The organism is Pseudomonas sp. S2_A10, from assembly GCF_054668465.1.
On sequence record NZ_CP162773.1, the window covers coordinates 1,952,560 to 1,977,616 of the forward strand.

A 25,057-nucleotide genomic window follows, 5' to 3' on the forward strand; every position below is an offset into this window, starting at 1 on the left:
AGGGGCATCAAGCGTTCTGGCGGTGCAGCTTTTCCAGCTTCTTCTTGATCCGGTCGCGTTTGAGCGTGGACAGGTAATCGACGAACAATTTGCCGTTGAGGTGGTCGCATTCGTGCTGGATGCACACCGCGAGCAGGCCTTCGGCGATCAGCTCATAGGGCTTGCCGTCGCGGTCCAGCGCCTTGATTTTGACCTTCTGCGGGCGGTCGACGTTTTCGTAGAAGCCCGGTACCGAGAGGCAGCCTTCCTGATACTGGTCCATCTCCTCGGTCAGCGATTCGAACTCGGGGTTGATGAACACCCGTGGCTCGGTGCGGTCTTCGGACAGGTCCATCACGACGATACGTTTGTGCACGTTGACCTGGGTCGCGGCGAGGCCGATGCCCGGCGCTTCATACATTGTTTCAAACATGTCGTCGACCAACTGACGCACTTCGTCGTCCACTACAGCCACTGGTTTGGCGATAGTGCGCAGACGCGGGTCCGGAAATTCGAGGATGTTTAAAATGGCCATAGGCTTCGCTTGCTGCACACGTTGAGTAAAGTCGGGTCGATGGCCTGGCGGGTCCGAAGATGCAGGCTACCGTTGTGAAGCGTAGCTTCTGAAAAACAGAAGCGAGCCACGGGGGCTCTGACGATTCACGCGAATGCACATGATAAAGGGATTCACTGCATGAGGAAAACACTACTCGCCCTGCTGCTTCTGGCTTCGGCCGGCGCCGCGCAAGGGCAAGTGCAACTCAGGGATGGTTTTCCACAGCAATACACGGTGGTTTCCGGGGACACGCTCTGGGACATTTCCGGCAAATACCTGCGCGAGCCGTGGCAGTGGCCACAACTGTGGCGGGCCAACCCGCAGATCGAAAACCCCAACCTGATCTATCCCGGCGACACGCTGACACTCAGCTACGTCAACGGCCAGCCGCAGTTGACCGTCCAGCGTGGCGAGTCGCGCGGCACCATCAAGCTCTCGCCACGGATTCGCACCAGCCCGGTGGCCGAGGCGATTCCGAGCATTCCGCTGAAATCGATCAACAGTTTTCTGCTGAGCAATCGCATCGTCGACAAGGCCGAAGACTTCGACAAGGCGCCGTACATCGTCGCCGGCGATGCCGAAAGGGTGCTCAGCGGTACCGGTGACCGCATCTTCGCCCGTGGCCATTTCGATCCGGAGCAACCGGTGTACGGCATCTTCCGCCAGGGCAAGGTCTACACTGACCCGCAGACCAAGGAATTCCTCGGCATCAACGCCGACGATATCGGCGGCGGCGAGGTTGTTGCCACCGAAGGCGACGTCGCCACTCTCGCCTTGCAACGCACCACCCAGGAAGTGCGCCTCGGTGACCGCTTGTTCGGCGGTGAAGAACGTTCGATCAATTCAACGTTCATGCCCAGCGCGCCGAAGCGTTCCATCGACGGCCTGATCATCGACGTGCCACGCGGCGTCACGCAGATCGGTGTGATGGACGTGGTTACCCTGAACAAAGGCAAACGTGACGGTCTGGCCGAAGGCAATGTCCTGGCGGTGATGAAAACCGGCGAAACGGTGCGCGACCGGATCACTGGCCAGCCGTTGAAGATTCCCGATGAACGCGCCGGCCTGCTGATGGTGTTCCGCACCTACGACAAACTCAGTTACGGCCTGGTCCTCAATGCTTCACGCTCGCTGGCGGTGCTCGACAAGGTGCGAAATCCGTAAGCTTGCTTAACAAGTTACCAACAGAGTTATCCACAACTTGTTCCGAATGGTTCGGAACACAGAACGATCAAGGATGATCCATTCATGTTGTCTGTCAGTACAGCCATTTCCCCGGCGGAACTGGAGGCGCGTCTGCGCCTGCACCGCATGCCGGATATCGGTCCCAAGCGTTTTGCCAAACTGCTCGAAGCCTTCGGCTCGGCGTCCAAAGCCCTCAGCGCGCCGGCCAGTGCCTGGCGCTCGCTCGGGTTGCCGGCGGCGTGCGCCGAGGCACGGCGTTGTCCGACGGTGCGCGACGGCGCCAGCCACGCAATGCGCTGGCTAGAGCGCCCCGGTCAACATTTGCTGATGTGGGACCAGGCGGACTATCCAGCGTTGCTGGCGCAGATTCCTGACCCGCCGCCACTGTTATTCGTCGCCGGCGATCCGTCGATTCTGGAAAAACCGCAACTGGCGATGGTCGGCAGCCGCCGCGCTTCGCGCCCGGGCATGGACACGGCGGCGGCGTTTTCTCGCAGTCTGGCCGGGGCCGGTTTTGTCATCACCAGTGGTCTGGCGCTGGGCATCGATGCCGCTGCCCATCAGGCTGCTCTGGACGTTGGCGGGTTGACCGTGGGGGTGCTTGGCACGGGCCTGGAGAATTTTTATCCACAGCGCAATAAACGCCTGGCTGAGGTGATGATTGCGTCGGGAAGCGCGGTGCTCTCGGAGTTTCCGCTGGACGCCGGGCCAACCGCGAGCAACTTCCCCCGGCGCAATCGCATCATCAGCGGGTTATCCCTTGGCGTGCTGGTGGTCGAGGCCAGTGTTGCCAGCGGTTCGTTGATTACCGCGCGGCTGGCGGCAGAGCAAGGGCGCGAGGTTTATGCCATTCCGGGCTCTATCCATCACCCCGGCGCGCGCGGTTGTCATCAGTTAATTCGCGACGGGGCGGTGTTGGTGGAGACTATCGAACATATCCTCGAAGCCCTGCGCGGCTGGCAGCAACCGTTGCTATCCACAGCGCCGCCGCAGGCTGATCATCCGTTGCTGACGCTGTTGCACGCGGCGCCCCACACCAGCGAGGCGTTGGCCGCGAGCTGTGGCTGGGCGTTGCCGAAAGTGCTGGCAACGTTGACCGAGCTGGAAATCGAAGGCCGTGCGGTATGCGAAAACGGTCGCTGGTTGGCGCGGTCAAGCTAGGTTTTACGATGAAGATCGGTAAACTGCGCGAAACCTGTTTGTGGAGAGTTTTTTCATGGTCAACAGTTGGCGTGTGCAACAAGCCGCGCGTGAAGTTCGCGCCGGCGCGGTGATTGCCTATCCAACCGAAGCCGTCTGGGGGCTGGGTTGCGACCCGTGGAACGAAGACGCAGTGGACCGCTTGCTGGCGATCAAGAATCGCTCGGTGAGCAAAGGGCTGATCCTGGTCGCCGACAATATCCGCCAGTTCGATTTCCTCTTCGAGGACTTCCCGCAGGACTGGATCGACCGCATGGCCAGCACCTGGCCGGGGCCGAACACCTGGCTGGTGCCGCACCAGAACCTGTTGCCGGAATGGGTCACAGGCGTGCATGACACCGTGGCGCTGCGAGTCAGCGATCACCCGCAGGTGCGCGACTTGTGCTCGCTGGTCGGGCCGCTGATCTCGACATCAGCCAATCCACAGGGGCGACCGCCCGCGCGCACGCGTTTGCGCATCGAGCAGTATTTCCGTGGGCAGGTCGATCTGGTGCTCGGCGGCAGCCTTGGCGGGCGCAAGAATCCCAGCGTGATCCGCGACCTGGCCACCGGTAACGTCGTTCGTCCTGACTGACGCCTTTCTTTTTATTTTTTGCGGACTCCTCGGCGCTATCGACGAGGAGTTTTGCGCATGCCCGCAGTTTGTTCCTGCACTCGTTTAAAACTTATCCGTTGCCATTGTTCTTGCATGCGTCAGACGGATCTTCGACTCTGCAATATCTGTAAGTTTTCCCACGCGATTATCAGAACGCGTGCAGTGGCGAGATTTTCAAAAGCATCCATTCTTTCAATGTGCTTGATACAACTTCGAAATGTTAATGGCTGCGGAGAAGTAATGGATATTACGGATTTACACCTCAAGGATTATCTGCAGGGCTTTCAAGAGGCACTCAAGAATCAACAGGCCGACTATCGTGTGGCCATTCTTGAGGCGGGGTCGGACGCCGGAGAATTCGAGCGTTTCATTGGTCGGCAGTTTCGCCTGCGATTGCAGCATTACATGCTCACCTCCAGAGCCCGGGCGCTGGAAACCCGCTTGGCGATCACCTCGCGCAGTACGCACTTCTTGCTCTACCAGCGAGATCAACTCATTGCAGTGCTGCGGGCAACCCCGGCGCCGTTCGAATGGGCCTCACTGGCGCAGCATCATGTGTCTCCCACTGTGGCATTGGCACGGCATGTCGAATTCAGTCGCTTGATCACCCATTCCCAGCAGCACCGGCCGGTGTCGATCAATGGCCTGCTCGCCACCGCCGCCGAATGGGCGATCGATCGCGGATATCAGGGGGTGACGGCCTTGTGCAGATCGCCACAGCGGCAACTGTTTCAGCGCTTCGGCCTGACACCGATCGCTTCGCACGCCATGCATATCGAGCAGCGTGCCCGGGGCGATTATTGGCTGTTGTCCGCCGAATGGCGGCAAATTCTGATGGCCCTGGATCAGCCAGTGAACATGAACGTGCATCAGCCGGAGTATCGTGATGTTCATAACCGTCAGTATTGATCCGCCAATAATCGAAGAGTGGGCAGAGAAATGGCTTGTATACGAGTCGAAGAAGTTGCGCAGGAAGTTTTCCGGTCGTAGGCCAGCGGCGAAGAAACTTCACCGGAAGATGTACTTGATATAGCTGAAAGATACTCGGCGAACTCATGGAAGAGTTCACCGAGTATCAACTTGAAGCGTTATGGCAACAGAATCGTGGAACCGGTAGTGCGCCGTGCCGACAGTTCGGTTTGTGCTTTTGCCGCATCGGCCAATGCATGGCGCTGGCTGATGTCGACCTTCAGCTTGCCGCTGATGATCATCTCGAACAGCTCGTCGGCCATGCGCTGCAGGTTCTCGGCGTTGTTGGCGTAGGTCGCCAGCGTAGGCCGGGTGACGTACAACGAGCCCTTCGCGGCAAGAATGCCCAGGTTGACGCCGTCGACTGCGCCCGAAGCATTGCCGAAACTCACCACCAGGCCACGTGGTGCCACGCTGTCCAAGGACGTGAGCCAGGTGTCCTTGCCGACGCCGTCATACACCACCGGGACTTTCTTGCCGTCAGTCAGCGCCAGCACGCGCTCGGCAACGTTTTCATGGCTGTAGTCGATGGTGGCCCAGGCGCCGTTGGCCTTGGCCAGTTCGGCTTTCTCCTTCGAGCTGACGGTGCCGATCAGCTTCACGCCCAGCGCTTTGGCCCATTGGCAGGCCAGAGAGCCGACTCCACCGGCTGCGGCGTGGAACAGAATGGTTTCGCCGCCCTGCAGTTGGTAGGTCTGGCGCAGCAGATATTGCACCGTCAGACCCTTGAGCATGACCCCGGCGGCAGTTTCGAAACTGATTTCATCGGGCAGGTGCACCAGATTGTCCTGCGGCAGAACATGCAGCTGGCTATAGGCGCCGAGCGGGCCGCTGCCGTATGCCACGCGATCGCCGACCTTGAAACGGGTGACTTCGCTGCCCACCGCTTCGACCGTGCCGGCGCCTTCCGAACCCAGGCCGGACGGCAACGCGGGTGGTGCATAGAGGCCGCTGCGGTAATAGGTGTCGATGAAGTTCAGGCCGATCGCCTGGTTGGCCACGCGCACCTGATTCGGCCCGGGTTCAGCGGGTTCGTAGTCAACATGTTCGAGCACTTCGGGACCGCCGTGGGCGCGGAACTGGATACGCTTTGCCATCTGCCTGCTCTCCTTGGGTCGTTGCTAAGCCCTCTATCCAACTCCCCTGCTTGATCTTCGTCAACTGCGGCGCGCCGGTCTGCGATGGTATGCTACGCGCCCATTTGCGCCGCCCGCCTGCCGGGGCGCCGCCCGATTCAAGGTGAAGCCATGACGACCCGCACCGACGCCGTAAAGGCCTATCTGCTCGATCTGCAAGACCGCATCTGCGCTGCACTGGAAACCGAAGACGGCGGCAAATGCTTCGTCGAAGACGCCTGGACCCGGCCGGCGGGCGGTGGCGGGCGTACCCGTGTGCTGGAAAACGGCACGCTGATCGAAAAGGGCGGCGTCAATTTTTCCCACGTGTTTGGCAGCGGCCTGCCGCCATCGGCCAGCGCCCATCGGCCGGAATTGGCCGGGCGTGGTTTCGAGGCGCTCGGTGTGTCGCTGGTGATCCACCCGCACAACCCGCATGTGCCGACCTCCCACGCCAACGTGCGCTTTTTCATCGCTGAAAAAGAAGGCGAAGAACCGGTCTGGTGGTTTGGCGGCGGTTTCGACCTGACCCCGTATTACGGCGTTGAGGAAGATTGCATTCATTGGCACCGCGTCGCCGAGCAAGCCTGTGCGCCGTTCGGTGCGGACGTCTATCCGCGTTACAAGGCCTGGTGCGACACCTATTTCCATATCAAGCATCGTCATGAGCCACGTGGCATTGGCGGTCTGTTCTTCGACGATCTGAACGAGTGGGATTTCGACACCAGTTTCGCCTTCATGCGCGCCATCGGCGATGCCTATATCGAGGCCTACCTGCCGATCGTGCAACGGCGCAAGAACGACGCCTTCACTGCCCAGCAGCGCGAATTCCAGGAATTCCGCCGAGGCCGCTACGTCGAATTCAACCTGGTTTACGACCGTGGCACGCTGTTCGGTCTGCAATCGGGTGGCCGCACTGAATCGATTCTGATGTCGCTGCCACCGCAAGTGCGCTGGGGCTATGACTGGAAGGCCGAGCCGGGCAGCGCAGAAGCGCGCCTGACCGATTATTTCCTGCAGGATCGCGACTGGCTGGCCGAGGCCTGAGGACGGGTGATGGATCGTTACGTCGTTTTCGGTAATCCGATCGGCCACAGCAAGTCGCCGATGATTCACCAGTTGTTCGCCGAACAGACCGGCCAGCGCCTCGACTACAGCACGCTGCTGGCGCCGCTGGATGATTTTGTCGGCTGCGCCAAGGCGTTCTTTCGCGAAGGGCGCGGCGCCAATGTGACGGTGCCGTTCAAGGAAGACGCCTACCGTCTGGCTAACAGCCTGACCGCCCGCGCGCAGCGCGCCGGTGCGGTGAACACCTTGAGCAAAATGGACGATGGCTCACTGCTCGGCGACAACACCGATGGCGCAGGCCTGGTCCGCGATCTGACGGTGAATGCCGGGTTTAGCCTGACCGGTAAGCGCATCCTTTTGCTCGGCGCTGGCGGCGCGGTGCGCGGTGCGCTGGAGCCATTGCTGGCGGAGAAGCCGGCCTCGGTGATCATCGCCAATCGCACCGTGGACAAGGCTGAACTGCTGGCCGAGTTGTTCTGCGACCTCGGGCCGGTGTCGGCCAGTGGTTTCGACTGGCTGCGCGAACCGGTGGACGTGATCATCAACGCCACCTCCGCCAGCCTGACCGGTGACGTGCCGCCGATTGCGCCAAGCCTGATCGAGCCAGGCCAGACGCTGTGCTACGACATGATGTACGGCAAGGAACCGACCGCGTTCTGCCGCTGGGCCACTGAGCACGGCGCGGCGCTGGCGATGGATGGTCTGGGCATGCTCGCCGAACAGGCAGCCGAGGCGTTCTGGCTGTGGCGTGGCGTACGCCCGGATACCGCGCCGGTACTCGCCGAGCTGCGCCGCCAACTGGCCCTTTAAGCTTTGCTCCCACATTGAAATACGATCAATGTGGGAGCGAGCCTGCTCGCGAATCGCATCACCACCGCGATATCAGATCAATCCTCAAACCTGATCGGGCACTTCTCAGCCCCTTCCAGCTTCCTCAACTCCTCCACGACCGGCGGCCGCGCCCGGCGCAGGGTCAGGCTGCGACCCTGGCCCAGCAGGCGTCGCGCTTCCTGATGCAGCATCTCCACCCCCGAATAATCGATGAAGTTGATCTGCTCTGCCTCGATCACCACCCGTGCGCCATGCAGGCGTTGCAGGCGCACTTGCAGGTAATGGCTGGCGCCGAAAAAGATCGAACCGCCCACGCGCAGCACATCGTCGTCACCGTCGCGCCAATGCTGCACCCGTGGTTGCGAGGTGCGCTTGAGGTAAAAGAACAACGACGCCAGCACCCCGGCGTAAATCGCCGTCTGCAATTCCAGCAGCAAGGTCGCAAGACAGGTCAGGGCCATCACCACGAACTCGGCACGGCTGACCCGCAGCAAAGCGCGAATGCCCCGGTGATCGACCAGACCCCAGGCGATCAACAGGATGCTGCCGGCCATGGCCGGGATCGGAATATGCGCGATCAGCCCGGCGCCGAACACTGCGAACAGCGCCACCCAGAGCGCCGAAAACACCCCGGCCAGCGGCGAGCAGGCACCCGCCTCATAACTCAATCCCGAACGGGTAAACGATCCGGCTGAGAGCGACCCGGAAAAGAACGCACCGACGATGTTCGACAAACCCTGTGCGCGGACTTCCTGATTGGCATCGAGCAACTGTTGCGAGCGCGCCGAAATCGAGCGGGCAATCGACAGGCTGGTGACCAGCCCAAGCATGCCCACCGCCACCGCGCTTGGCAGCAGGCGCAGGATCACCTCCAGATCCAGCGGCAAGGCGCTCAGCGGCGGCAGGCGTCCGACGAAAGCGCTGACCAGATGCACATGACCAAACATCGCCGGCCAGACCCACACCAGCAGGCTGGCCAGCACCAGCGTGAGCAACAGCGTCGGCCAGCGCGGCAGGAGTTTTTTCAGGGCCACGCCGACGATCACTGTGGCGACGCCGAGCATCAGCGAAGGCTTATCCACAGCCCCCAGATGTCGCAGCAGATCCATCACGCTGGCGAGCGCTGTGGTGTTGGCCGGCAATTCCAGCCCGAGCAGATTGGGCAATTGCCCGATGGCGATCACCACGGCGGCGCCGAGGGTGAAGCCGAGCACCACCGAATGCGAAACGAAATTCACCAGTGCGCCAAAACGCAGCAAGCCGAGCAACCATTGGAAAATCCCCGCAAGGAACGTCAGCAGCAGGATCAGAGTGATGTAGTCCTCGGAAGCCGGCACCGCGAGCGGGCTGACGCTGGCGTACAGGACAATCGAAATCGCTGCGGTGGGGCCGCAGATCAGATGCCATGACGAACCCCACAGGCACGCGACCAATACCGGAATGATTGCGGCGTACAGACCGTATTCCGGTGGCAGCCCGGCAATCAGCGCGTAGGCAATCGACTGGGGTAAGGCGAGAATCGCACCGCTGAGGCCGACGGTCAGGTCCCGTCCGATGCTGGCACGGGTTTGCCGTGGCAACCAGTTCAGGAAAGGAAAAAGTGAATGACGGCTGGGGAAGGCCATGGGTCCTCGCGGTTGGGGTTTTGTTGAAGGTTATCAGGGTGTCAGGTGTAAAAGCCCCTCACCCTAGCCCTCTCTCTGAGGGAGAGGGGACTGACCGAGCTGTTTGTTGAAGATTCACCGACCTGCGATTTCGGCGTTGAACGCAAGTTTCGATTCAACAGCGATCGGCTCCCTTTCCCCCTCGCCCCCTTGGGGGAGAGGGCTGGGGTGAGGGGGCAAAAATCTCCAGCCGAACGCTATTCCAGCAACCCTGAGATCAAAGCTTGGCCTTCACCGCCACCAACGCATCCTTGCCATCCACGGTCTTCACGCCATCCAGCCACTTGTCCAGCACCGCCGGATTGGCCTTGATCCACGCCTTCGCCGCTTCGGCATTGCTGATCTTCTTGTTCACCACCTCGGCCATGATGCTGTTCTCCATGTCCTGGGTGAAGGCCAGATTGGTCAGTAACTTACCCACATTCGGGCAGGCCTCGGCGTAGCCCTTGCGGGTCAGGGTAAAGACGCTGCCGGTGTCGCCGAAGTATTTTTCGCCGCCCTTCAGGTAACGCATTTTCAGCTGCACGTTCATCGGGTGCGGGGTCCAGCCGAGGAAGGTGACGAATTTCTGTTTCTTCACCGCCCGCGACACTTCGGCGAGCATCGCCTGTTCGCTGGACTCGATCAGCTTCCACTGGCCCATGTTGAAGTCGTTCTTCTTGATGATCTCCTGCAGCGAAATGTTCGCCGGCGCGCCTGAGCCGATGCCGTAGATCTTCTTGTCGAACTTGTCGGCGAATTTGTTCAGGTCGGCAAAATCATGCACACCCGCCTCCCAGACATAGTCGGGGACGGCGAGGGTGAATTCGGTGCCTTCCAGGTTTTTGGCCAATTGCGTCACATCGCCAGTAGCGACGAACTTGTCATAGAAGCCCTGCTGCGCCGGCATCCAGTTGCCGAGGAACACGTCAACCTGGCCATCCTTCAAGCCGCCGAAGGTGATCGGCACCGCAAGGGTGTCGACTTTGGCCTTATAGCCCATGCCGTCCAGCAGAAACCCGGTGATGGCATTGGTTGCGGCGATGTCGCTCCAGCCCGGATCGGCCATCTTCACGGTCTCGCAGCTTTGCTCGGCGAACGCCGAGGCGCTGCTCAATGCGATCAGGCCGACAGTGACAGCTGTGGATAACTTGCGCATGGACTTCCCCTTAACATTTTTGGTTTTGGCAGGGTTGTGGATAACGGGCCTTGCGCTCCAGATCATCAAGGTCGATGTGGTTGCGCATGTACTGCTGACTGGCATCGACCAGCGGCTGGTGATCCCAGCTCTTCAACTTGCCGATGGTTAACGCATCGGCGACGAAACGGCGTCGGCGCTGGCTGGCCAGCACGTCCCGATGGATCGCCGGAATGTCCCACTTGGCCCGCGCTTCGGCGAGAAAGTCTTCGAACAGCTGACGATGTTGCGGCGATTGGCTCAGCTCTTCTTCTTCGCGCGGATCGTTATCCACATCGAAGAGTAGGCACGGGTCGCTTTCGCTGTAGATAAATTTGTAGGCACCCCGACGGATCATCATCAGCGGGCTGACAGTGCCTTCGGCCATGTATTCGCCGAACACCTCGTCGTGCCCGCCCTGCCCTTGCAGGTGCGGCAGCAAGGAACGGCCGTCCAGCGGCAGGCCCGGCTCAAGCGTGCCACCGGCCAGATCCACGAAGGTCGGCAGCAGGTCGGCGGTGGAAACGGCGGCGCTGACCCGGCCGGCCTCGAATTGTCCCGGGGCGCTGATCAGCAGCGGCACTCGAGCAGCCATCTCGAACCAGTGCATTTTGTACCAGAGGCCTTTCTCGCCGAGCATGTCGCCATGGTCACCGGAGAAGACGATGACGGTGTCATCGATCAGCCCGGTTTCCTCAAGGGTTTGCAGCAGTTTGCCGACATTGGCGTCGATATAGCTGCAAGCGCCGAAGTAGGCGCGACGGGCATCGCGGATCTTATCCACAGGCAGCGGCTTGTCCCACAGGTCGTAAACCTTGAGCAGACGTTGCGAGTGCGGATCGAGTTCGTCCTGGTTCAAGGCTGTAGGCAACGGGATATCGGCATCGTCATACAGATCCCAGAAAGCCTTGGGAATCGTGTACGGATCGTGAGGGTGGGTCATCGACACGGTCAGGCAGAACGGTTGCTCGCCATCCTCGCGAATGTGATCGAAAAGATATTGCTGCGCCTTGAACACCACCTCTTCGTCGAAATCCAGCTGATTGGTGCGCACGCACGGCCCGGCTTGCAGCACCGAAGACATATTGTGATACCAGCTTGGCCGCACGTCCGGCTCGTCCCAGTTCACCGCCCAACCGTAATCGGCCGGGTAGATGTCGCTGGTCAGGCGTTCTTCATAACCGTGCAACTGGTCCGGCCCGCAGAAATGCATCTTGCCCGACAGCGCGGTGCGGTAGCCGAGACGCCGCAGGTAATGCGCGTAAGTTGGAATGTCGGCGGGGAAATCGGCCGCGTTGTCGTAGGCGCCGATCTTGCTCGGCAACTGGCCACTGACCAGGGTGAAGCGCGACGGCGCGCACAGCGGGCTGTTGCAGTAAGCAGCATCGAACACCACGCCTTGGGCGGCGAGGCGGGACAGATTCGGCAGTTTGATCGGCGATGGGCCGTAGAACGGCAACATTGGCGCGGCCATTTGATCGGCCATGATGAAAAGAATGTTCTTGCGCTTCATGTGATCGCGGCATTCCATGTTGAATATTTATGCGAGAGTGCTGCGATCGAGCATGGATTCCATGCCTGTTCCGGTAAAGCCCGCGCCGGACAATGACTAGGATAAGTACAGCTTATGTATGACGCCCTCGGTGACCTTTCCCTCGATCTGCTGCGCGCTTTTGAAGCGGCGGCCCGCCATCGCAGTTTTACCGCTGCTGCGGTGGAGCTTGGCACCACGCAGCCGGCGATCAGCCAGCAAATGAAACGTCTGGAAGAGCAGCTCGGTACGCGCCTGTTCGATCGGATCTACCGGGGCATCGAATTGACTGAGGTGGGCAGCCTGCTTTTCCAGCAAGTTGCCCTCGGTTTGCAGAATATCGACGCAGGATTAAGCGCAATCAGCACTCAGCAGCAACATGAGGTGCTGCAAGTGGCCACGGATTTCGCTTTTGCCGCTTATTGGTTGATGCCGCGCCTGCATCGCTTCCATGAGGCCAATCCGCATATCGATGTCAGCCTGGTCACCAGCGAGCGCAACCACAACATGCTGCGCACCGACATCGACGTGGCGATCCTGTTTGGCGATGGTCGATTCAAGCAGGGTGAGAGCCACTGGCTGTTCAGCGAAGAAGTGTTCCCGGTGTGCAGCCCGCTGCTGCTCAAGGAGCGTTCATTGCCGTTGCCCGCGCAGGCCCTGCTGGAATTGCCGCTGCTGCATCTGCGTGGTGAAAACAGCAGCAACTGGTTCGACTGGAGCGGGCTGTTCCGTCAACTTGGCCTGACCACGCCGCCGGCGCCGGGGCAGCTGCGCTTCGACAATTACACGTTATTGATCCAAGCGGCGATCGGCGGGCAAGGCGTGGCAATCGGTTGGCGCCACCTTGTGGATAACTTGCTGGTGCAGGGTTTGCTGTGCCGACCGCTGGCGGAAACCACGCTGTCGCGGCTGGGGTATTACGTGGTGTTACCGCAACGCAAACGTCGAGGTTTGTTGATTCAAGAATTTGTTGATTGGTTGATGGCGGAACAGGCCAGCAGTGCCGAATCGCTTAACGGTCTGGCCCTGCCCTCGATTGCGGTGTGAAGAGCAAAAGATCGTCCGATCTTTTACGAATCAGAAGCCGCCACAAAATTCACATGCTGCCCCACATGCAGGTTCAACCGCAGTTCATCGGCAATCCCCACCGCGACACGGTTCAAGCGTTCCAGCGGTTCGGCCAATCCCGGTTCGAGATTGCCGCCGACCTGACTGAAGTGCTCGATGGTCAATCCGGCCACTCCATGGGGCGCATTGACCAAGGTCCAGCGCAGTGAGCTGCTTTGTACCGCCTCGAGGATTTCTTCGGCAGCGTGACGTTGCAGGCGCTCGTCATTGTCAGGCTCGTCGAGCACACCGAAGTTGCCGACCAGAAACAGGCGCGGCACGCTGGCCAGTTGCAAACCTTCGACCAAGGCGTCGACTGCCAGCACCTGCTCCACCGGGCCGAGCGTCACCGAGCGCTCAACGTGGTCGCTGCTGAACGGCAGCCCCGGCGCGTCCAGCAGGCAGATCACCGCCGAACTGCCGGCGACGCTCTGATTGACCCGCTCGGCATCGAATAGATCGCCGGTCTTGGTGCGCAACCCCGGACGCGGCGCGAGTGCGGTGAGATCGTCGAGAATGGCGATGACTTCGTGTTGGCGACGCAGCAATTCAGCCATCAATGCACCGCCCAGGCTGGCCATGGCACCATAAAGCACCACTTTGACCACTGGGGTCTCGGCATTTTTCATGGCTGTTTTCCTTATTGTTGTCCTATATGACCTGTGACGGTGTAAACAGCCAAGGGTTCGAACCGATTGAGAGGCGACACGATGCAAGGGATCAAGGGTTATCACGCCCATGTCTATTTCGACGCACAAAGCATCGACCAGGCGCGGGCCTTGTGCGAGCAGGCCGCGCAGTTGTTTGCGCTGAAAATGGGCCGCGTGCACGAACGCCCGGTGGGGCCGCACCCCGACTGGAGCTGCCAACTGGCTTTCGGTCCCGAGCTGATCGGCGAGGTGCTGCCGTGGCTGGCGCTTAACCGCAAGGGGTTGGTGGTGTTCCTGCATCCGGACACTGGCAACGACCTGCTCGACCACACCGAACACGCGATCTGGATGGGCGCGGTGCGGCCGCTGGACCTGTCGATTTTTTAACCAGATGCTGACGCTGAACTGATAACGAATATGTCCAGACTGCCAGCCAGCGTTGTCTGTCCGTTCCCTCGCATCGCTTCTTGGCCCGTATTCATTGGCTGTCGCTGCATCCGACCGCCGGTTGACCATTCATTCATCGCTTTCGGTCGCGAAAGGTAGCTGAAAGCTTCCCCGATTAGGATCGCCCCACTCCCGGCAACAGACCGGTTGGCCCAAGCCCTGTGTTTTTTCCACAGGCCCGGCCCAATTAACAACAACAATGGTGATTCTGATGTCTTCTGCAACCCGCCGTTTCTCCCGCTTCCTGCTGGTCACTCCGCCCGTACGCCTCGCGCCTCCCGTTCTGCGCTGATCCCGCCCGATCCGCTCATTCAACTAGCCGCGCTACGCCTGGAGTATTCCCATGCTGACTTTCCTTGGCTTCGCCATGGTCATCACGTTCATGTTCCTGATCATGACCAAGCGCCTGTCCGCGCTGATCGCCCTGATCATCATCCCGATCCTGTTCGCCCTGTTCGGTGGTTTCGCGCCGAAGATCGGCCCGATGATGCTTGAAGGCATCACCAAACTGGCGCCGACCGGCGTGATGTTGATGTTCGCCATTCTGTATTTCGCCCTGATGATCGACTCCGGCCTGTTCGACCCGGCCGTGCGCAAGATCCTCAAACTGGTCAAGGGCGACCCGCTGAAAGTTTCGGTCGGTACCGCCGTTCTGGCGCTCGTCGTTTCCCTCGATGGTGACGGCGCGACCACTTACATGATCTGCGTGGCTGCGATGCTGCCGCTGTACAGCCGCATCGGCATGAGCCCGCGAATCATGGCCGGTCTGATCATCCTCGCCGGTGGCGTAATGAACATGACCCCGTGGGGCGGCCCGACCGCCCGCGCGGCGAGTGCCCTGCATGTGGATCCTTCGGACATTTTCGTACCGATGATCCCGGCCATGGCCGCCGGTGTCTTGGCGATCCTGGTGATTGCCTACTTCTACGGCAAGCGTGAACGTGCCCGCCTCGGCGAGCTGCACCTGGTTGGCGATGAGATCGATCACAGTGAAATCAGCGTCTCGCAATTCCCCGACGCACGCCGTCCGAAGCTGATCTGGTTCAATGCCGCACTGACTTTCGGCCTGATGTGCACGCTGATCGGCGGCCTGTTGCCGCTGCCGGTGCTGTTCATGGTGGCGTTCAGTATTGCGATGATCGTCAACTACCCATGCCTGCAAATGCAGAAGGATCGCGTCGCCGCGCATTCCGGCAGCGTGCTGGCAGTGGTCGGGCTGATCTTTGCGGCCGGTATCTTCACCGGTATCCTGTCGGGCACCGGCATGGTCGATGCGATGTCGAAGAGCCTGTTGGCGGTGATTCCGGAATTCCTCGGCCCGTACCTGGCGGTGATTACGGCGCTGGTGAGCATGCCGTTCACCTTCTTCATGTCCAACGATGCGTTCTATTACGGTGTATTGCCGGTGCTGACCGAAGCGGCCAGCCACTATGGGATCACTGCGGTGGAAATGGCCCGTGCCTCGATCGTCGGCCAGCCCGTCCACTTGCTGAGCCCGTTGGTGCCGTCGACCTATCTGTTGGTGGCGCTGGCCGGCATCGATTTCGGTGATCACCAGCGTTTCACCTTGAAATGGGCGATCCTGGTGTGTATCTGCATTCTGATTGCTGCACTGCTGTTGGGGACTTTCCCGCTGTTCAGCACTCTATAAGCCCAAGACTCACCGTTACGGGTCCCGGCTTCGCGGTTTGAAGCCCGGACCTGTTTCGGTTTAACACTCGCTCAAAGGAATACACATGGATTGGCTGACCAACCCCGAAATCTGGGTTGCCTTTTTTACCCTGACCGCCCTGGAAATCGTCCTCGGTATCGATAACATCATCATGATTTCGATCCTGGTCAGCCGCATGCCGAAACACATGCAGCAGCGCACGCGGATCTTCGGTCTTGGCCTGGCCATGGTCACCCGGATCCTGTTGCTGCTGTCGATTACCTGGGTCATGCGCCTCACTGCCGACCTGTTCGAGGTGTTCGGCCAGGGGATTTCCGGCCGCGACCTGATCCTGTTCTTCGGTGGCCTGTTCCTGTTGTGGAAGAGTTCGCAGGAGATGTACCACGCGCTGGAAGGTGAAGATGAAAGCGACGACGCGCCATCGGGCAAGGGCGGCAACTTCCTCTACACCATCATCCAGATCGCGATCATCGATATCGTCTTCTCGCTGGACTCGGTGATCACTGCCGTCGGCATGGTCTCCCACGTTCCGGTCATGGTCGCGGCGATCGTCGTGGCGGTGCTGGTGATGATGCTGGCGTCGGGCAAAATCAGCGAATTCATCGACAAGCACCCGTCGCTGAAAATGCTCGCGCTGTCGTTCCTGCTGGTGGTCGGTACCGTGCTGATCGCCGAATCGTTCGACGTGCACGTGCCAAAAGGCTACGTCTACTTCGCCATGGCGTTCTCCCTGGCAGTGGAAGCGATCAACATCAAACTGCGCGGCGCGATGGCCCGGAAAAAGAAACAGCAGGATCCGGTGAAACTGCGCAAGGATGTTCCGGGCCAATAATCCGGTAGTCCCGGCAGCACGCTACACCCCTGTGGGAGCGAGCCTGCTCGCGAAGACGGAGTGCCAGTCGACAACAATGTTGGCTGGCCCACCGCTTTCGCGAGCAGGCTCGCTCCCACATTTGTTTGTGCAGCATTCAGGCACTGCGGACCTTGTGGGAGCTGGCTTGCCAGCGATAGCGGAGTGTCAGGCGACATCAATGTTGGTTGTGCTGACGCCATCGCTGGCAAGCCAGCTCCCACAGGGGCGGCGTTGATTTAAATGGGAGTGTATGAAGCGCTTTTCATGACGCTTTTGTTTCAATCCACGCTTTAGCTGTGCAATGCTGGCGCCGAGGCCGTTAGCCAACTACAGCTTAAGTATCAAGAACGTAGAAACCGCGCGGTGCCGTCCACTTGCCCCTCTGGGGCGCTGCTACTACAGGGGGTCTGCATGCTCACCCTGCTCAATCTGTTGTCCGCCGTCGCCCTGTTGATCTGGGGCACGCACATCGTCCGAACCGGCATCCTGCGGGTTTATGGCACCAATCTGCGACATGTCATCGGCCAGAACATGTCGAAGAAATGGCTGGCGTTCATCGCCGGTATTCTCGTCACCGCCATGGTGCAGAGCAGCAACGCCACGGCGATGCTGGTCACTTCGTTTGTCGGCCAGGGCCTGATGGCGCTGACCCCGGCGCTGGCGACCATGCTGGGCGCCGATGTCGGTACCGCGTTGATGGCGCGGGTGCTGACCCTCGATCTGTCGTGGCTGTCGCCGCTGCTGATTTTCCTCGGGGTGATTTTCTTTCTGTCGCGCAAACAGACGCGGCTCGGGCAGATGGGCCGGGTGTCGATCGGGCTGGGGCTGATCATTCTCGCCCTGCAATTGATCGTCGAGGCCGCCGCGCCGATTACGCACGCGCAAGGGGTGAAGGTGATTTTCGCCTCGCTGACCGGCGACATCCTCCTCGACGCCCTGGTTGGCGCCCTGTTCGCGATGATTTCCTACTCCAGCCTCGCCGCCGTGCTGCTCACCGCCACGCTGGCCGGGGCTGCGGTGATCAGTTTGCCGGTGGCGATCGGTCTGGTGATCGGCGCCAACATCGGCAGCGGCATCCTCGCCTTCATGAGCACCAGCATGCAGAACGCCGCCGGCCGCCAGGTTGCGCTGGGCAGTCTGCTGTACAAACTGATCGGCCTGCTGCTGATCATCCCGGTACTCGACCCGCTGGTGCACTGGATCGACAGCCTCGATTTCAGCCCGCAGGAAATGGTCATCGGCTTCCACCTGCTCTACAACACCGCGCGCTGCCTGATCCTGCTGCCGAGCGTCGGGCCGATGGCGCGGCTTTGTGCGTGGCTGCTGCCAGAGCGGCCGGAGGTCAACGGCGCCGCCAAACCACGCCATCTCGACCCGACCGCGCTGGTCACGCCGAGCCTGGCGCTGGCCAATGCCGCGCGGGAAACTCTGCGCATGGGCGATCTGCTCGACAACATGCTCGACGCCTCCCTCGATGTGCTGCGCGGCAAGCAGACCGCCGTCACGCAGGAGATGCGCCGACTGACCGATGACGTCGAGGCGCTGTACAGCGCGATCAAGCTGTATCTGGCGCAGATGCCCCGCGAGGATCTCGGCGAGCACGACAGTCGGCGCTGGGCCGAGATCATCGAACTGGCGATCAACCTGAAACTCGCCGCAGACCTGATCGAGCGCATGCTGCGCAAGATCCAGCAGCAGAAGACTTCGCAGCGTCGTTCGTTTTCCGAAGAAGGCCTGGAAGATCTTGCCGGGCTGCAACAGCAACTGATCGCCAACCTGCGCCTGGGCCTGTCGGTGTTTCTCAGCGGCGACCGCGAAAGCGCGCGGCAGTTGTTACGGGAGAAACGCCGCTTTCGTGCGCAGGAACGGCGTCTGGCCCATGCGCATGTCAGCCGTTTGCAACGCAAGATCGTTCAGAGCCTGGAGACCAGCTCGCTGCATCTGGAGTTGATCGCCGACATGAAACGGCTCAATTCGCTGTTCTGCAGCAGCGCCTATGTGGTGCTGGAAACGGCGGACACCGGCGCGCTGGCCGTGGATGACATGGCCGACATTACGCATTCGCCTTGAACGTCTGAGGCTGGGGTCAGTCAGTTACAGTGGTTCAGCCTTGAGACCGTCATCGCTGGCAAGCCAGCTCCCACAGGGTTTTGTAAGTGCCGCAGATCCTTGTGGGAGCTGGCTTGCCAGCGATGGGGACCTGACTGACGACACGGATCTCCAAATCAGCCGTATGGAAGCCTGTTATGCGTTGCCTGTTGTTCGCCTGTCTGTTGCTCGGTTCCCTGCCCGCTTTTGCCCTGGATCGGTTTCAGGTCGAAGGCTATGCGCTGCCCAACGGTTTGCAACTTATGCTCAAACCCGGCACCGAGCGTGGGCATGTGGCGATCCGGCTGGTGGTCGGCGTCGGCCTGGATGACTTCGACTGCGACGAGAAAGAGCTGCCGCATTTGCTCGAACACCTGCTGTTCAGCGGTATCGACGCCACTGGCGAAGGCGGCCTGGAAGAACGCATGCAGGCGCTGGGCGGGGACTGGAATGCGTTCACCAGCAATGCCGACACCACGTTCGTCATCGAAGCCCCGGCGAAAAATCAGCGCAAGGTGCTCGACCTGCTGCTCGCGCTGCTGACCCAGACACGCATCGACGACAACGCAATCAACGCGGCGAAACGAGTGGTCGAGCGTGAGGACGGCGGGCATTACACCAAGCTGCAACGTTTCCTCGACCGTCAGGACCTCGGTCATACCGCGAGCAATCAACTGGCTGTCGAGCTGGGACTGAAATGCCCGCAGCGCGCCGAGGTCGGCCATCTGACCCAGGAGCAATTGGAGAAGGTGCGCAAGGCCTGGTATGCGCCGAACAACATGACCCTGATCGTCGTCGGCGAACTCGACAAACTGCTGCCGGCCTATCTGGAGCGTACCTGGGGTGAGCTGGAGCCGGTCGAGCCGAGCGAGCATCGGGCGCTGCCGGACATCCGCACCAGCGCCGCCCATGAACGCACCCTCACCCGTGGCTTTATCGGCGACAGCGCCAAGCTGCACTGGCTGGTGCCGGAACCGGTGCTCGACGATCAGTACGATCAGACGTTCGACATTCTCAAGGATTACCTCGACTGGGCGCTGTACCGGCAGATTCGCCTCAACCATGGCTTGTCGTACGGGCCGTGGGCCGAGCGCGAAGTGTTCGGCGGTGTCGGCTTCATGAGCCTCAACGCTGACCTGGATCGCGATGACGTCGACGAAGCCATCCAGGTGCTTGAAGACCTCAAGGCCGACCTGCTGCAAAACGGCCTCGACCCGAGCACCTTCGCCCGCATCAAACAAGCCGCCATCGCCCACCAGGCCTGGGCCGTGCAGGGCAACAGCGCACTGGCGGACTATTACTGGAGCGCGCTGGCCGACTATCAGGATGGTCGCTTTGCCAATCCCGCGCGGGAGTTGCAGGGGGTGACGCTGGAAGCGGCGAACAAGGCGATGCGCGAGCTGTTGCTGCAGCCGGGGTATATCCGGATCGAGAAGCCGTTGATCAGTGATGATCAAGTGTTGTGGCTGGCTGCAGGTGGGGTGGGGCTGGTGCTGCTGATGTTGATCGGCTGGCGTGTGTATCGTCGCCAAAAAATTGCTGGAAGCCATTAATCCTGTGGTGAGTGAGCACTTGTGGCGAGGGGATTTATCCCCGATGGGCTGCGCAGCAGCCCCGATAAGGGCAGCTCGGTATATCCAGACAGAATTCGCTCGCAGGATCTACGACGGCTGCGCCGCCGATCGGGGATAAATCCCCTCGCCACAGGGGTCATGCGGCGTTAACCTTTCCGGGATTTTCCCCATATCGTCGTGAACCGCCAAAATGCCAAAACTGACCCTCCTTATCCAGCGCCTTCTGGAGCTGATGAAGCGCTACCCCGGGGTGATTGCGGCGGGTGGTTTCATTTCCGGGGTCGGCAGTTTCATCCTCGTCGATCGCCAACAGGGGCTGGCCAGCTGGATCACGGTGATCATGCTGCTCAGCTGGATCTGGCTGATGCTGGAAAACACCCTGACCGGCCTGTTCACGAGAATCTTTAAACGCGAGATTCCCCAGCCGCTGCTGCGCTACGCGACGCAGATGATCCATCAGGAAAGCCTGTTTTTCGTTCTGCCATTCTTCTTCATCACCACCACGTGGAACAGCGGCCAGTTGGTCTTCACGGGGCTGCTCAGCGTTGCTGCACTGATCTCTATCGTCGATCCGCTGTACTACAAATGGCTGGCGCCACGGCGCTGGGCGTTTCTCGCGCTGCACACCCTGACCCTGTTCGCCGCACTGCTCACTGCGTTGCCGGTGATCATGCACCTGACCACCGCGCAGAGTTTCAAATGGGCGCTGGGAATTGCCGTGCTGCTGTCGTTCCCGAGCCTGGCGTCAATCTTCCCGATCCGCACAGTGCGCAATGCCCTGGCGATTCTGTTCATTACCTTCGGCATCGGCGGCGTCGGTTGGGCGCTGCGTTCGTGGGTGCCGCCGGCAACGCTGTGGATGACCGACGTAGCGATCAGCACGCAATTGCAGGATCGCACCCCCGGCGCCAGCCTCGACACCGTCAGTGCCGAGCAGATCCGCAGCGGCGGGCTCTACGCCTACACTGCGATCAACGCGCCGCGCGGTCTCGACGAGCGGATTTATCACGTGTGGACCTTCAACGGCAAAGAGGTCGACCGCATCGCCCTCGACATCCATGGCGGGCGCAAGGAAGGCTACCGGGCGTGGACGCACAAACAGAATTTCCCCGGCAACCCGGCGGGCAAGTGGCAGGTGCGGGTGCTGACCGAGGATGGCCAGTTGATCGGCGTGCTGCGTTTCGCAATTACCGACAGCACACCGGCCAAAGAAAAGTAATCCGGTTCGTGCTATTACGTAGGATCTCGTAACGGCCGTACAAGCACGGAGCTTATGACCAGCAGCCCAACCCCCGGCAGTGCCCACCTGGACACCGCGCTCAGCCCTGCCCGTCTGCGGGTCAGCGGCGACTGGACGCTCGCCCACTACACCGCGCTCAAGCATCTGAGCGAAAAGCTCCGCGGCCAGTACGACGCCAACACTTCCATCGATCTGAACGGCCTCGGAGCCCTGGACACCGCCGGCGCCTCGTTGCTGGTCGAGCTGCTCGGTTCCGAGCGCTTGGGCAAAACCGCCGAACACCCCGATTGCACCCTTTCAACTGCCGACCGCGCCTTGCTGCAAACCGTGTACTGCTCGCTGAGTGATTTCTGCGTGCCGATCAAGGAGCCGGAAATCAGCGTCAGCGTGCAACTGCTGACGCGCATTGGCCGCGCGGTGGACAAGGTCTGGACCGACACGCTGCAACTGCTCGGTTTCGTCGGCCTGATCCTCGAAGTCATCGCCCGTGGTCTGTTGCGGCCCAAGCGCTGGCGCATCACGCCGATGATCGCGCACATTGAGCAGACCGGCCTCGACGCCGCACCGATCGTGGCCCTGCTGACGTTTCTGGTCGGTGCGGTGGTGGCGTTTCTTGGCGCCACGGTACTGGCCAGTTTCGGCGCGACGATTTTTACCGTGGACCTGGTCGGCTTCTCGTTCCTGCGCGAATTCGGCGTGCTGCTCACGGCGATCCTGATGGCCGGGCGCACCGCCAGTGCGTTCACCGCACAGATCGGCTCGATGAAAGCCAACGAAGAAATCGACGCGATCCGCACCCTCGGCCTCGACCCGATCGAGTTGCTGGTGGTGCCGCGCGTGCTGGCGCTGCTGGTGGCGCTGCCGATGCTGACGTTTCTGGCGATGCTCTCGGGGATCGTCGGCGGCGGTGTGGTCTGCGCGGTGTCGCTGGACATCTCGCCGGCGATGTTCCTCTCGCTGCTGCAATCGGACATCGGCATTCAGCATTTTCTGGTCGGGCTGGTGAAGGCGCCGATCTTCGCCTTCCTGATCGCGGCAATTGGTTGCCTGGAAGGTTTCAAGGTCAGCGGCAGCGCCGAATCGGTTGGCGCGCACACCACCTCCAGCGTGGTCCAGTCGATTTTCGTGGTGATCGTGCTCGATGCGGTGGCTGCGCTGTTTTTCATGGAGATGGGCTGGTGAGTCGTCTACCCCGCGCGCCCTCGGAGGCGGTGATCGAAGTCCGTGGCCTGTGCAATCGCTTCGGCCCGCAGAGCGTGCACGAGAACCTTGATCTGGACGTGTACAAGGGCGAGATCCTCGCCGTGGTTGGCGGCTCCGGTACCGGCAAATCGGTGCTGCTGCGCAGCATTGTCGGGCTGAATCGGCCCAGCGAGGGCATGGTCAAGGTCTTCGGCCAGAACCTGCCGAATCTGCCCGAGCATGAGCGCTCGCTGATCGAAAGGCGCTTTGGTGTGCTGTTCCAGAAGGGCGCGCTGTTCTCGTCGCTGACCGTGACCGAGAACGTCGCCCTGCCCCTGATCGAACACGCCGGCCTCAGCCGTCACGACGCCGAGCATCTGGCGGCGGTGAAACTGGCGCTGGCCGGGCTGCCGTTGTCGGCGGCGGACAAATACCCTGCGTCGCTGTCTGGCGGCATGATCAAGCGCGCGGCGCTGGCGCGGGCTTTGGCGCTGGATCCGGACATTCTGTTTCTCGATGAGCCCACCGCCGGCCTTGATCCGATTGGCGCGGCGCAGTTCGATCAGTTGATCCTGACCCTGCGTGACGCGTTGGGTCTGAGTGTGTTTCTGGTCACCCACGACCTCGACACGCTGTACACCATCACCGATCGCGTGGCGGTGCTGGCGCAGAAGAAAGTGCTGGTTGCCGGCCCTATCGACGTCGTCTCGGAAACCGCCGACGCGTGGATTCACGAATACTTCCACGGCCCGCGCGGCCGCTCGGCGCTGGACGCCGCCAAACTGCTCAACGAGGTCTGATATGGAAACCCGAGCCCATCATGTGTTGATCGGCCTGTTCACGGTGATCGTCGTGGCCGGCGCCCTGCTCTTCGGCCTGTTTCTGGCAAAGTCCAGCGTCGACACCGAGTTCAAGGATTACGAAGTGGTGTTCAACGAGGCGGTCAGCGGTCTGTCCAAGGGCAGCTCGGTGCAGTACAGCGGCATCAAGGTCGGAGACGTGGTCAGCCTGCGCCTCGACCCGCAGGACCCGCGCCGGGTGCTGGCGCGGATTCGTCTGGCGGGCGACACGCCGGTCAAGGAAGACACCCAGGCCAAGCTGGCACTGACCGGCATTACTGGCACGTCGATCATCCAGCTCAGCGGTGGTACGCCAGAGAGCCCGAAATTGCGCGGGCATGACGGCAAGCTGCCAACGCTGGTCGCCTCGCCCTCGCCTATTTCGCGTCTGCTCAACGACAGCAGCGACTTGATGACCGGCATCAGCGCCCTGCTGCAAAACGCCAACAACATGTTCTCCGCGGAAAACGTCGAGCGCGTGAGCAAGACCCTCGCCCATCTGGAACAGACCACCGGCACCATCAATGACCAGCGCGGCGACATCAAGCAAGCCATGCAGCAACTGGCAACGGTCGGCAAACAGGCCGGCAGCATGCTCGAGCAGACCTCACTGCTGATGCGCAACGCCAACGGCCTGCTCAACGATCAGGGCAAACAGGCCCTTGGCAGTGCCGAACAGGCGATGAAGTCGCTGGAGCAAAGCAGCGTGACCATCAACGGCTTGCTCAGCAAAAACCAGAATTCGCTGGATAACGGCATGCAGGGCCTCAACGGCCTGGCCCCGGCGATTCGCGAACTGCGCGAGACGCTGACCTCGCTGCGCGCGATTTCCCAGCGCCTTGAGGCCAACCCCAGCGGCTACCTGCTGGGCAGCGACAAGAACAAGGAATTCACCCCATGAAACTGACTCGAATCGCCCTGCTCGGCGCTGGCCTGACCCTGATCGGCGCGTGCTCGATCTTGCCCCAGTCGGAACCTTCGGATGTCTACCGCCTGCCCGCTGCACCGGCGCCCGCCTCGGCCAGCCCGGCGACGGTTCAGTCGTGGTCGCTGCGCTTGAATAAATTGCAGGCCAGCGAAGCGCTGAACCGGCCGAGCATTGCCGTGATTCCGCAGGGCGATGTGATCAGCAGCTACAAGGGCTCGCGCTGGAGCGATCCGGCGCCGGTGTTGCTGCGCAATCGCTTGCTTGATGGCTTCGCGCGGGATGGTCGAGTGACGCTGCTGAGCACCGACGACAGCAACTTCCAGGCGGATCTGGAACTGGGCGGTAGTTTGCAGGCGTTTCAGACGGAATATCAGGGCACCCAGGCCGGCGTTGTGGTGCGGGTTGATGCGTTGCTGGTGCGTGGTTACGACCAGCGCATCCTCGCCAGCCGCCGTTTTGAAGAGCGCCAGTCGTTGAATGATGTGCAGGTGCCAGCGGTGGTCGCCGGGTTTGGCCAGGCCAGTGATCGCCTTACGGCCAAGGTTGTGGCCTGGGCCGTGGAGCAAGGCCAGAAACTGGCCCCCCAAAGGCCTTAAGCCCAACACAATCCCTGTGAGAGCGGGCTTGC

The 25,057-nt window shown here is 61.1% G+C and carries 23 protein-coding genes; 17 read left to right on the top strand and 6 right to left on the bottom strand.

What is annotated here, in order from left to right; translation table 11 throughout:
• Positions 1–7 precede the first annotated feature (7 nt).
• A complete protein-coding gene (gene def, locus AB4N41_RS09005) occupies positions 8–514 on the bottom strand; it encodes a peptide deformylase (RefSeq protein ID WP_041476509.1) in 507 nt (168 codons plus the stop codon).
• A 159-nt stretch (positions 515–673) separates the two neighbouring features.
• Here def and AB4N41_RS09010 point away from each other — a divergent pair, with 159 nt between their 5' ends.
• The 4 genes from AB4N41_RS09010 to AB4N41_RS09025 all read left to right on the top strand — a co-directional run bounded on the left by AB4N41_RS09010 (position 674) and on the right by AB4N41_RS09025 (position 4,424).
• Positions 674–1,699 (top strand): LysM peptidoglycan-binding domain-containing protein, encoded by a 1,026-nt coding sequence (locus AB4N41_RS09010; RefSeq protein ID WP_150743208.1) that lies wholly within the window; start codon positions 674–676, stop codon positions 1,697–1,699.
• Between the two features lie 84 nt (positions 1,700–1,783).
• Complete coding sequence (dprA, locus tag AB4N41_RS09015) at positions 1,784–2,881, top strand: DNA-processing protein DprA (RefSeq protein WP_460138384.1); 1,098 nt, start codon at positions 1,784–1,786, stop codon at positions 2,879–2,881.
• A 55-nt stretch (positions 2,882–2,936) separates the two neighbouring features.
• The gene (locus AB4N41_RS09020) at positions 2,937–3,494 is read left to right on the top strand and encodes an L-threonylcarbamoyladenylate synthase type 1 TsaC (RefSeq protein ID WP_039757175.1); all 558 of its coding nucleotides are present in this window, start codon (positions 2,937–2,939) and stop codon (positions 3,492–3,494) included.
• A 261-nt stretch (positions 3,495–3,755) separates the two neighbouring features.
• Entirely contained in the window at positions 3,756–4,424 is a 669-nt protein-coding gene (locus AB4N41_RS09025) for a hypothetical protein (protein WP_056791154.1), read from the top strand.
• A 179-nt stretch (positions 4,425–4,603) separates the two neighbouring features.
• On the opposite strand, the gene AB4N41_RS09030 is transcribed toward AB4N41_RS09025, so the two are convergent.
• Complete coding sequence (locus tag AB4N41_RS09030) at positions 4,604–5,581, bottom strand: quinone oxidoreductase family protein (protein ID WP_056791157.1); 978 nt, start codon at positions 5,579–5,581, stop codon at positions 4,604–4,606.
• A 150-nt stretch (positions 5,582–5,731) separates the two neighbouring features.
• Between AB4N41_RS09030 and hemF the strand changes: the two genes are divergently transcribed.
• The gene (gene hemF, locus AB4N41_RS09035) at positions 5,732–6,646 is read left to right on the top strand and encodes an oxygen-dependent coproporphyrinogen oxidase (protein ID WP_024014963.1); all 915 of its coding nucleotides are present in this window, start codon (positions 5,732–5,734) and stop codon (positions 6,644–6,646) included.
• Between the two features lie 9 nt (positions 6,647–6,655).
• A complete protein-coding gene (gene aroE / locus AB4N41_RS09040; protein WP_095182311.1) occupies positions 6,656–7,477 on the top strand; it encodes a shikimate dehydrogenase in 822 nt (273 codons plus the stop codon).
• Positions 7,478–7,554: 77 nt separating this feature from the next.
• On the opposite strand, the gene AB4N41_RS09045 is transcribed toward aroE, so the two are convergent.
• The 3 genes from AB4N41_RS09045 to betC form a co-directional block, all read right to left on the bottom strand.
• On the bottom strand, positions 7,555–9,123 hold the full coding sequence (locus tag AB4N41_RS09045; RefSeq protein ID WP_252877178.1) for a SulP family inorganic anion transporter: 1,569 nt from the start codon (positions 9,121–9,123) through the stop codon (positions 7,555–7,557).
• A 256-nt stretch (positions 9,124–9,379) separates the two neighbouring features.
• Positions 9,380–10,300, bottom strand: coding sequence for a choline ABC transporter substrate-binding protein (gene choX / locus AB4N41_RS09050; protein WP_041476503.1), 921 nt, complete (start codon positions 10,298–10,300; stop codon positions 9,380–9,382).
• Positions 10,301–10,310: 10 nt separating this feature from the next.
• A complete protein-coding gene (betC, locus tag AB4N41_RS09055) occupies positions 10,311–11,831 on the bottom strand; it encodes a choline-sulfatase (RefSeq protein WP_252877179.1) in 1,521 nt (506 codons plus the stop codon).
• Positions 11,832–11,945: 114 nt separating this feature from the next.
• Here betC and AB4N41_RS09060 point away from each other — a divergent pair, with 114 nt between their 5' ends.
• The gene (locus AB4N41_RS09060) at positions 11,946–12,896 is read left to right on the top strand and encodes a choline sulfate utilization transcriptional regulator (protein ID WP_252877180.1); all 951 of its coding nucleotides are present in this window, start codon (positions 11,946–11,948) and stop codon (positions 12,894–12,896) included.
• 23 nt (positions 12,897–12,919) lie between these two features.
• Here AB4N41_RS09060 and AB4N41_RS09065 read toward each other — a convergent pair whose 3' ends face one another.
• Entirely contained in the window at positions 12,920–13,585 is a 666-nt protein-coding gene (locus tag AB4N41_RS09065) for an NAD(P)-dependent oxidoreductase (protein WP_041476500.1), read from the bottom strand.
• Between the two features lie 81 nt (positions 13,586–13,666).
• Here AB4N41_RS09065 and AB4N41_RS09070 point away from each other — a divergent pair, with 81 nt between their 5' ends.
• The 10 genes from AB4N41_RS09070 (at position 13,667) to AB4N41_RS09115 (ending at position 25,025) form a co-directional block, all read left to right on the top strand.
• A complete protein-coding gene (locus AB4N41_RS09070) occupies positions 13,667–13,993 on the top strand; it encodes a DOPA 4,5-dioxygenase family protein (protein ID WP_252877181.1) in 327 nt (108 codons plus the stop codon).
• 403 nt (positions 13,994–14,396) lie between these two features.
• Positions 14,397–15,704, top strand: a complete 1,308-nt coding sequence (locus AB4N41_RS09075) for a CitMHS family transporter (RefSeq protein WP_056791180.1) — start codon at positions 14,397–14,399, stop codon at positions 15,702–15,704.
• Between the two features lie 85 nt (positions 15,705–15,789).
• Positions 15,790–16,557, top strand: coding sequence for a TerC family protein (locus AB4N41_RS09080; protein ID WP_056791183.1), 768 nt, complete (start codon positions 15,790–15,792; stop codon positions 16,555–16,557).
• A 432-nt stretch (positions 16,558–16,989) separates the two neighbouring features.
• Positions 16,990–18,648, top strand: a complete 1,659-nt coding sequence (locus AB4N41_RS09085; RefSeq protein WP_110599651.1) for a Na/Pi cotransporter family protein — start codon at positions 16,990–16,992, stop codon at positions 18,646–18,648.
• Positions 18,649–18,824: 176 nt separating this feature from the next.
• Positions 18,825–20,219, top strand: a complete 1,395-nt coding sequence (locus AB4N41_RS09090) for a M16 family metallopeptidase (protein ID WP_252877182.1) — start codon at positions 18,825–18,827, stop codon at positions 20,217–20,219.
• A gap of 211 nt (positions 20,220–20,430) precedes the next feature.
• A complete protein-coding gene (locus AB4N41_RS09095; protein WP_236167883.1) occupies positions 20,431–21,459 on the top strand; it encodes a DUF5924 family protein in 1,029 nt (342 codons plus the stop codon).
• A gap of 54 nt (positions 21,460–21,513) precedes the next feature.
• On the top strand, positions 21,514–22,662 hold the full coding sequence (locus AB4N41_RS09100; RefSeq protein WP_073470796.1) for an ABC transporter permease: 1,149 nt from the start codon (positions 21,514–21,516) through the stop codon (positions 22,660–22,662).
• The gene (locus AB4N41_RS09105; protein WP_071173945.1) at positions 22,659–23,462 is read left to right on the top strand and encodes an ABC transporter ATP-binding protein; all 804 of its coding nucleotides are present in this window, start codon (positions 22,659–22,661) and stop codon (positions 23,460–23,462) included. Before AB4N41_RS09100 ends, AB4N41_RS09105 begins: the two co-directional genes overlap by 4 nt.
• A 1-nt stretch (position 23,463) precedes the next feature.
• Positions 23,464–24,402 (top strand): MlaD family protein, encoded by a 939-nt coding sequence (locus AB4N41_RS09110; protein WP_150637292.1) that lies wholly within the window; start codon positions 23,464–23,466, stop codon positions 24,400–24,402.
• Complete coding sequence (locus AB4N41_RS09115) at positions 24,399–25,025, top strand: ABC-type transport auxiliary lipoprotein family protein (RefSeq protein WP_252877183.1); 627 nt, start codon at positions 24,399–24,401, stop codon at positions 25,023–25,025. Before AB4N41_RS09110 ends, AB4N41_RS09115 begins: the two co-directional genes overlap by 4 nt.
• Positions 25,026–25,057 lie beyond the last annotated feature (32 nt).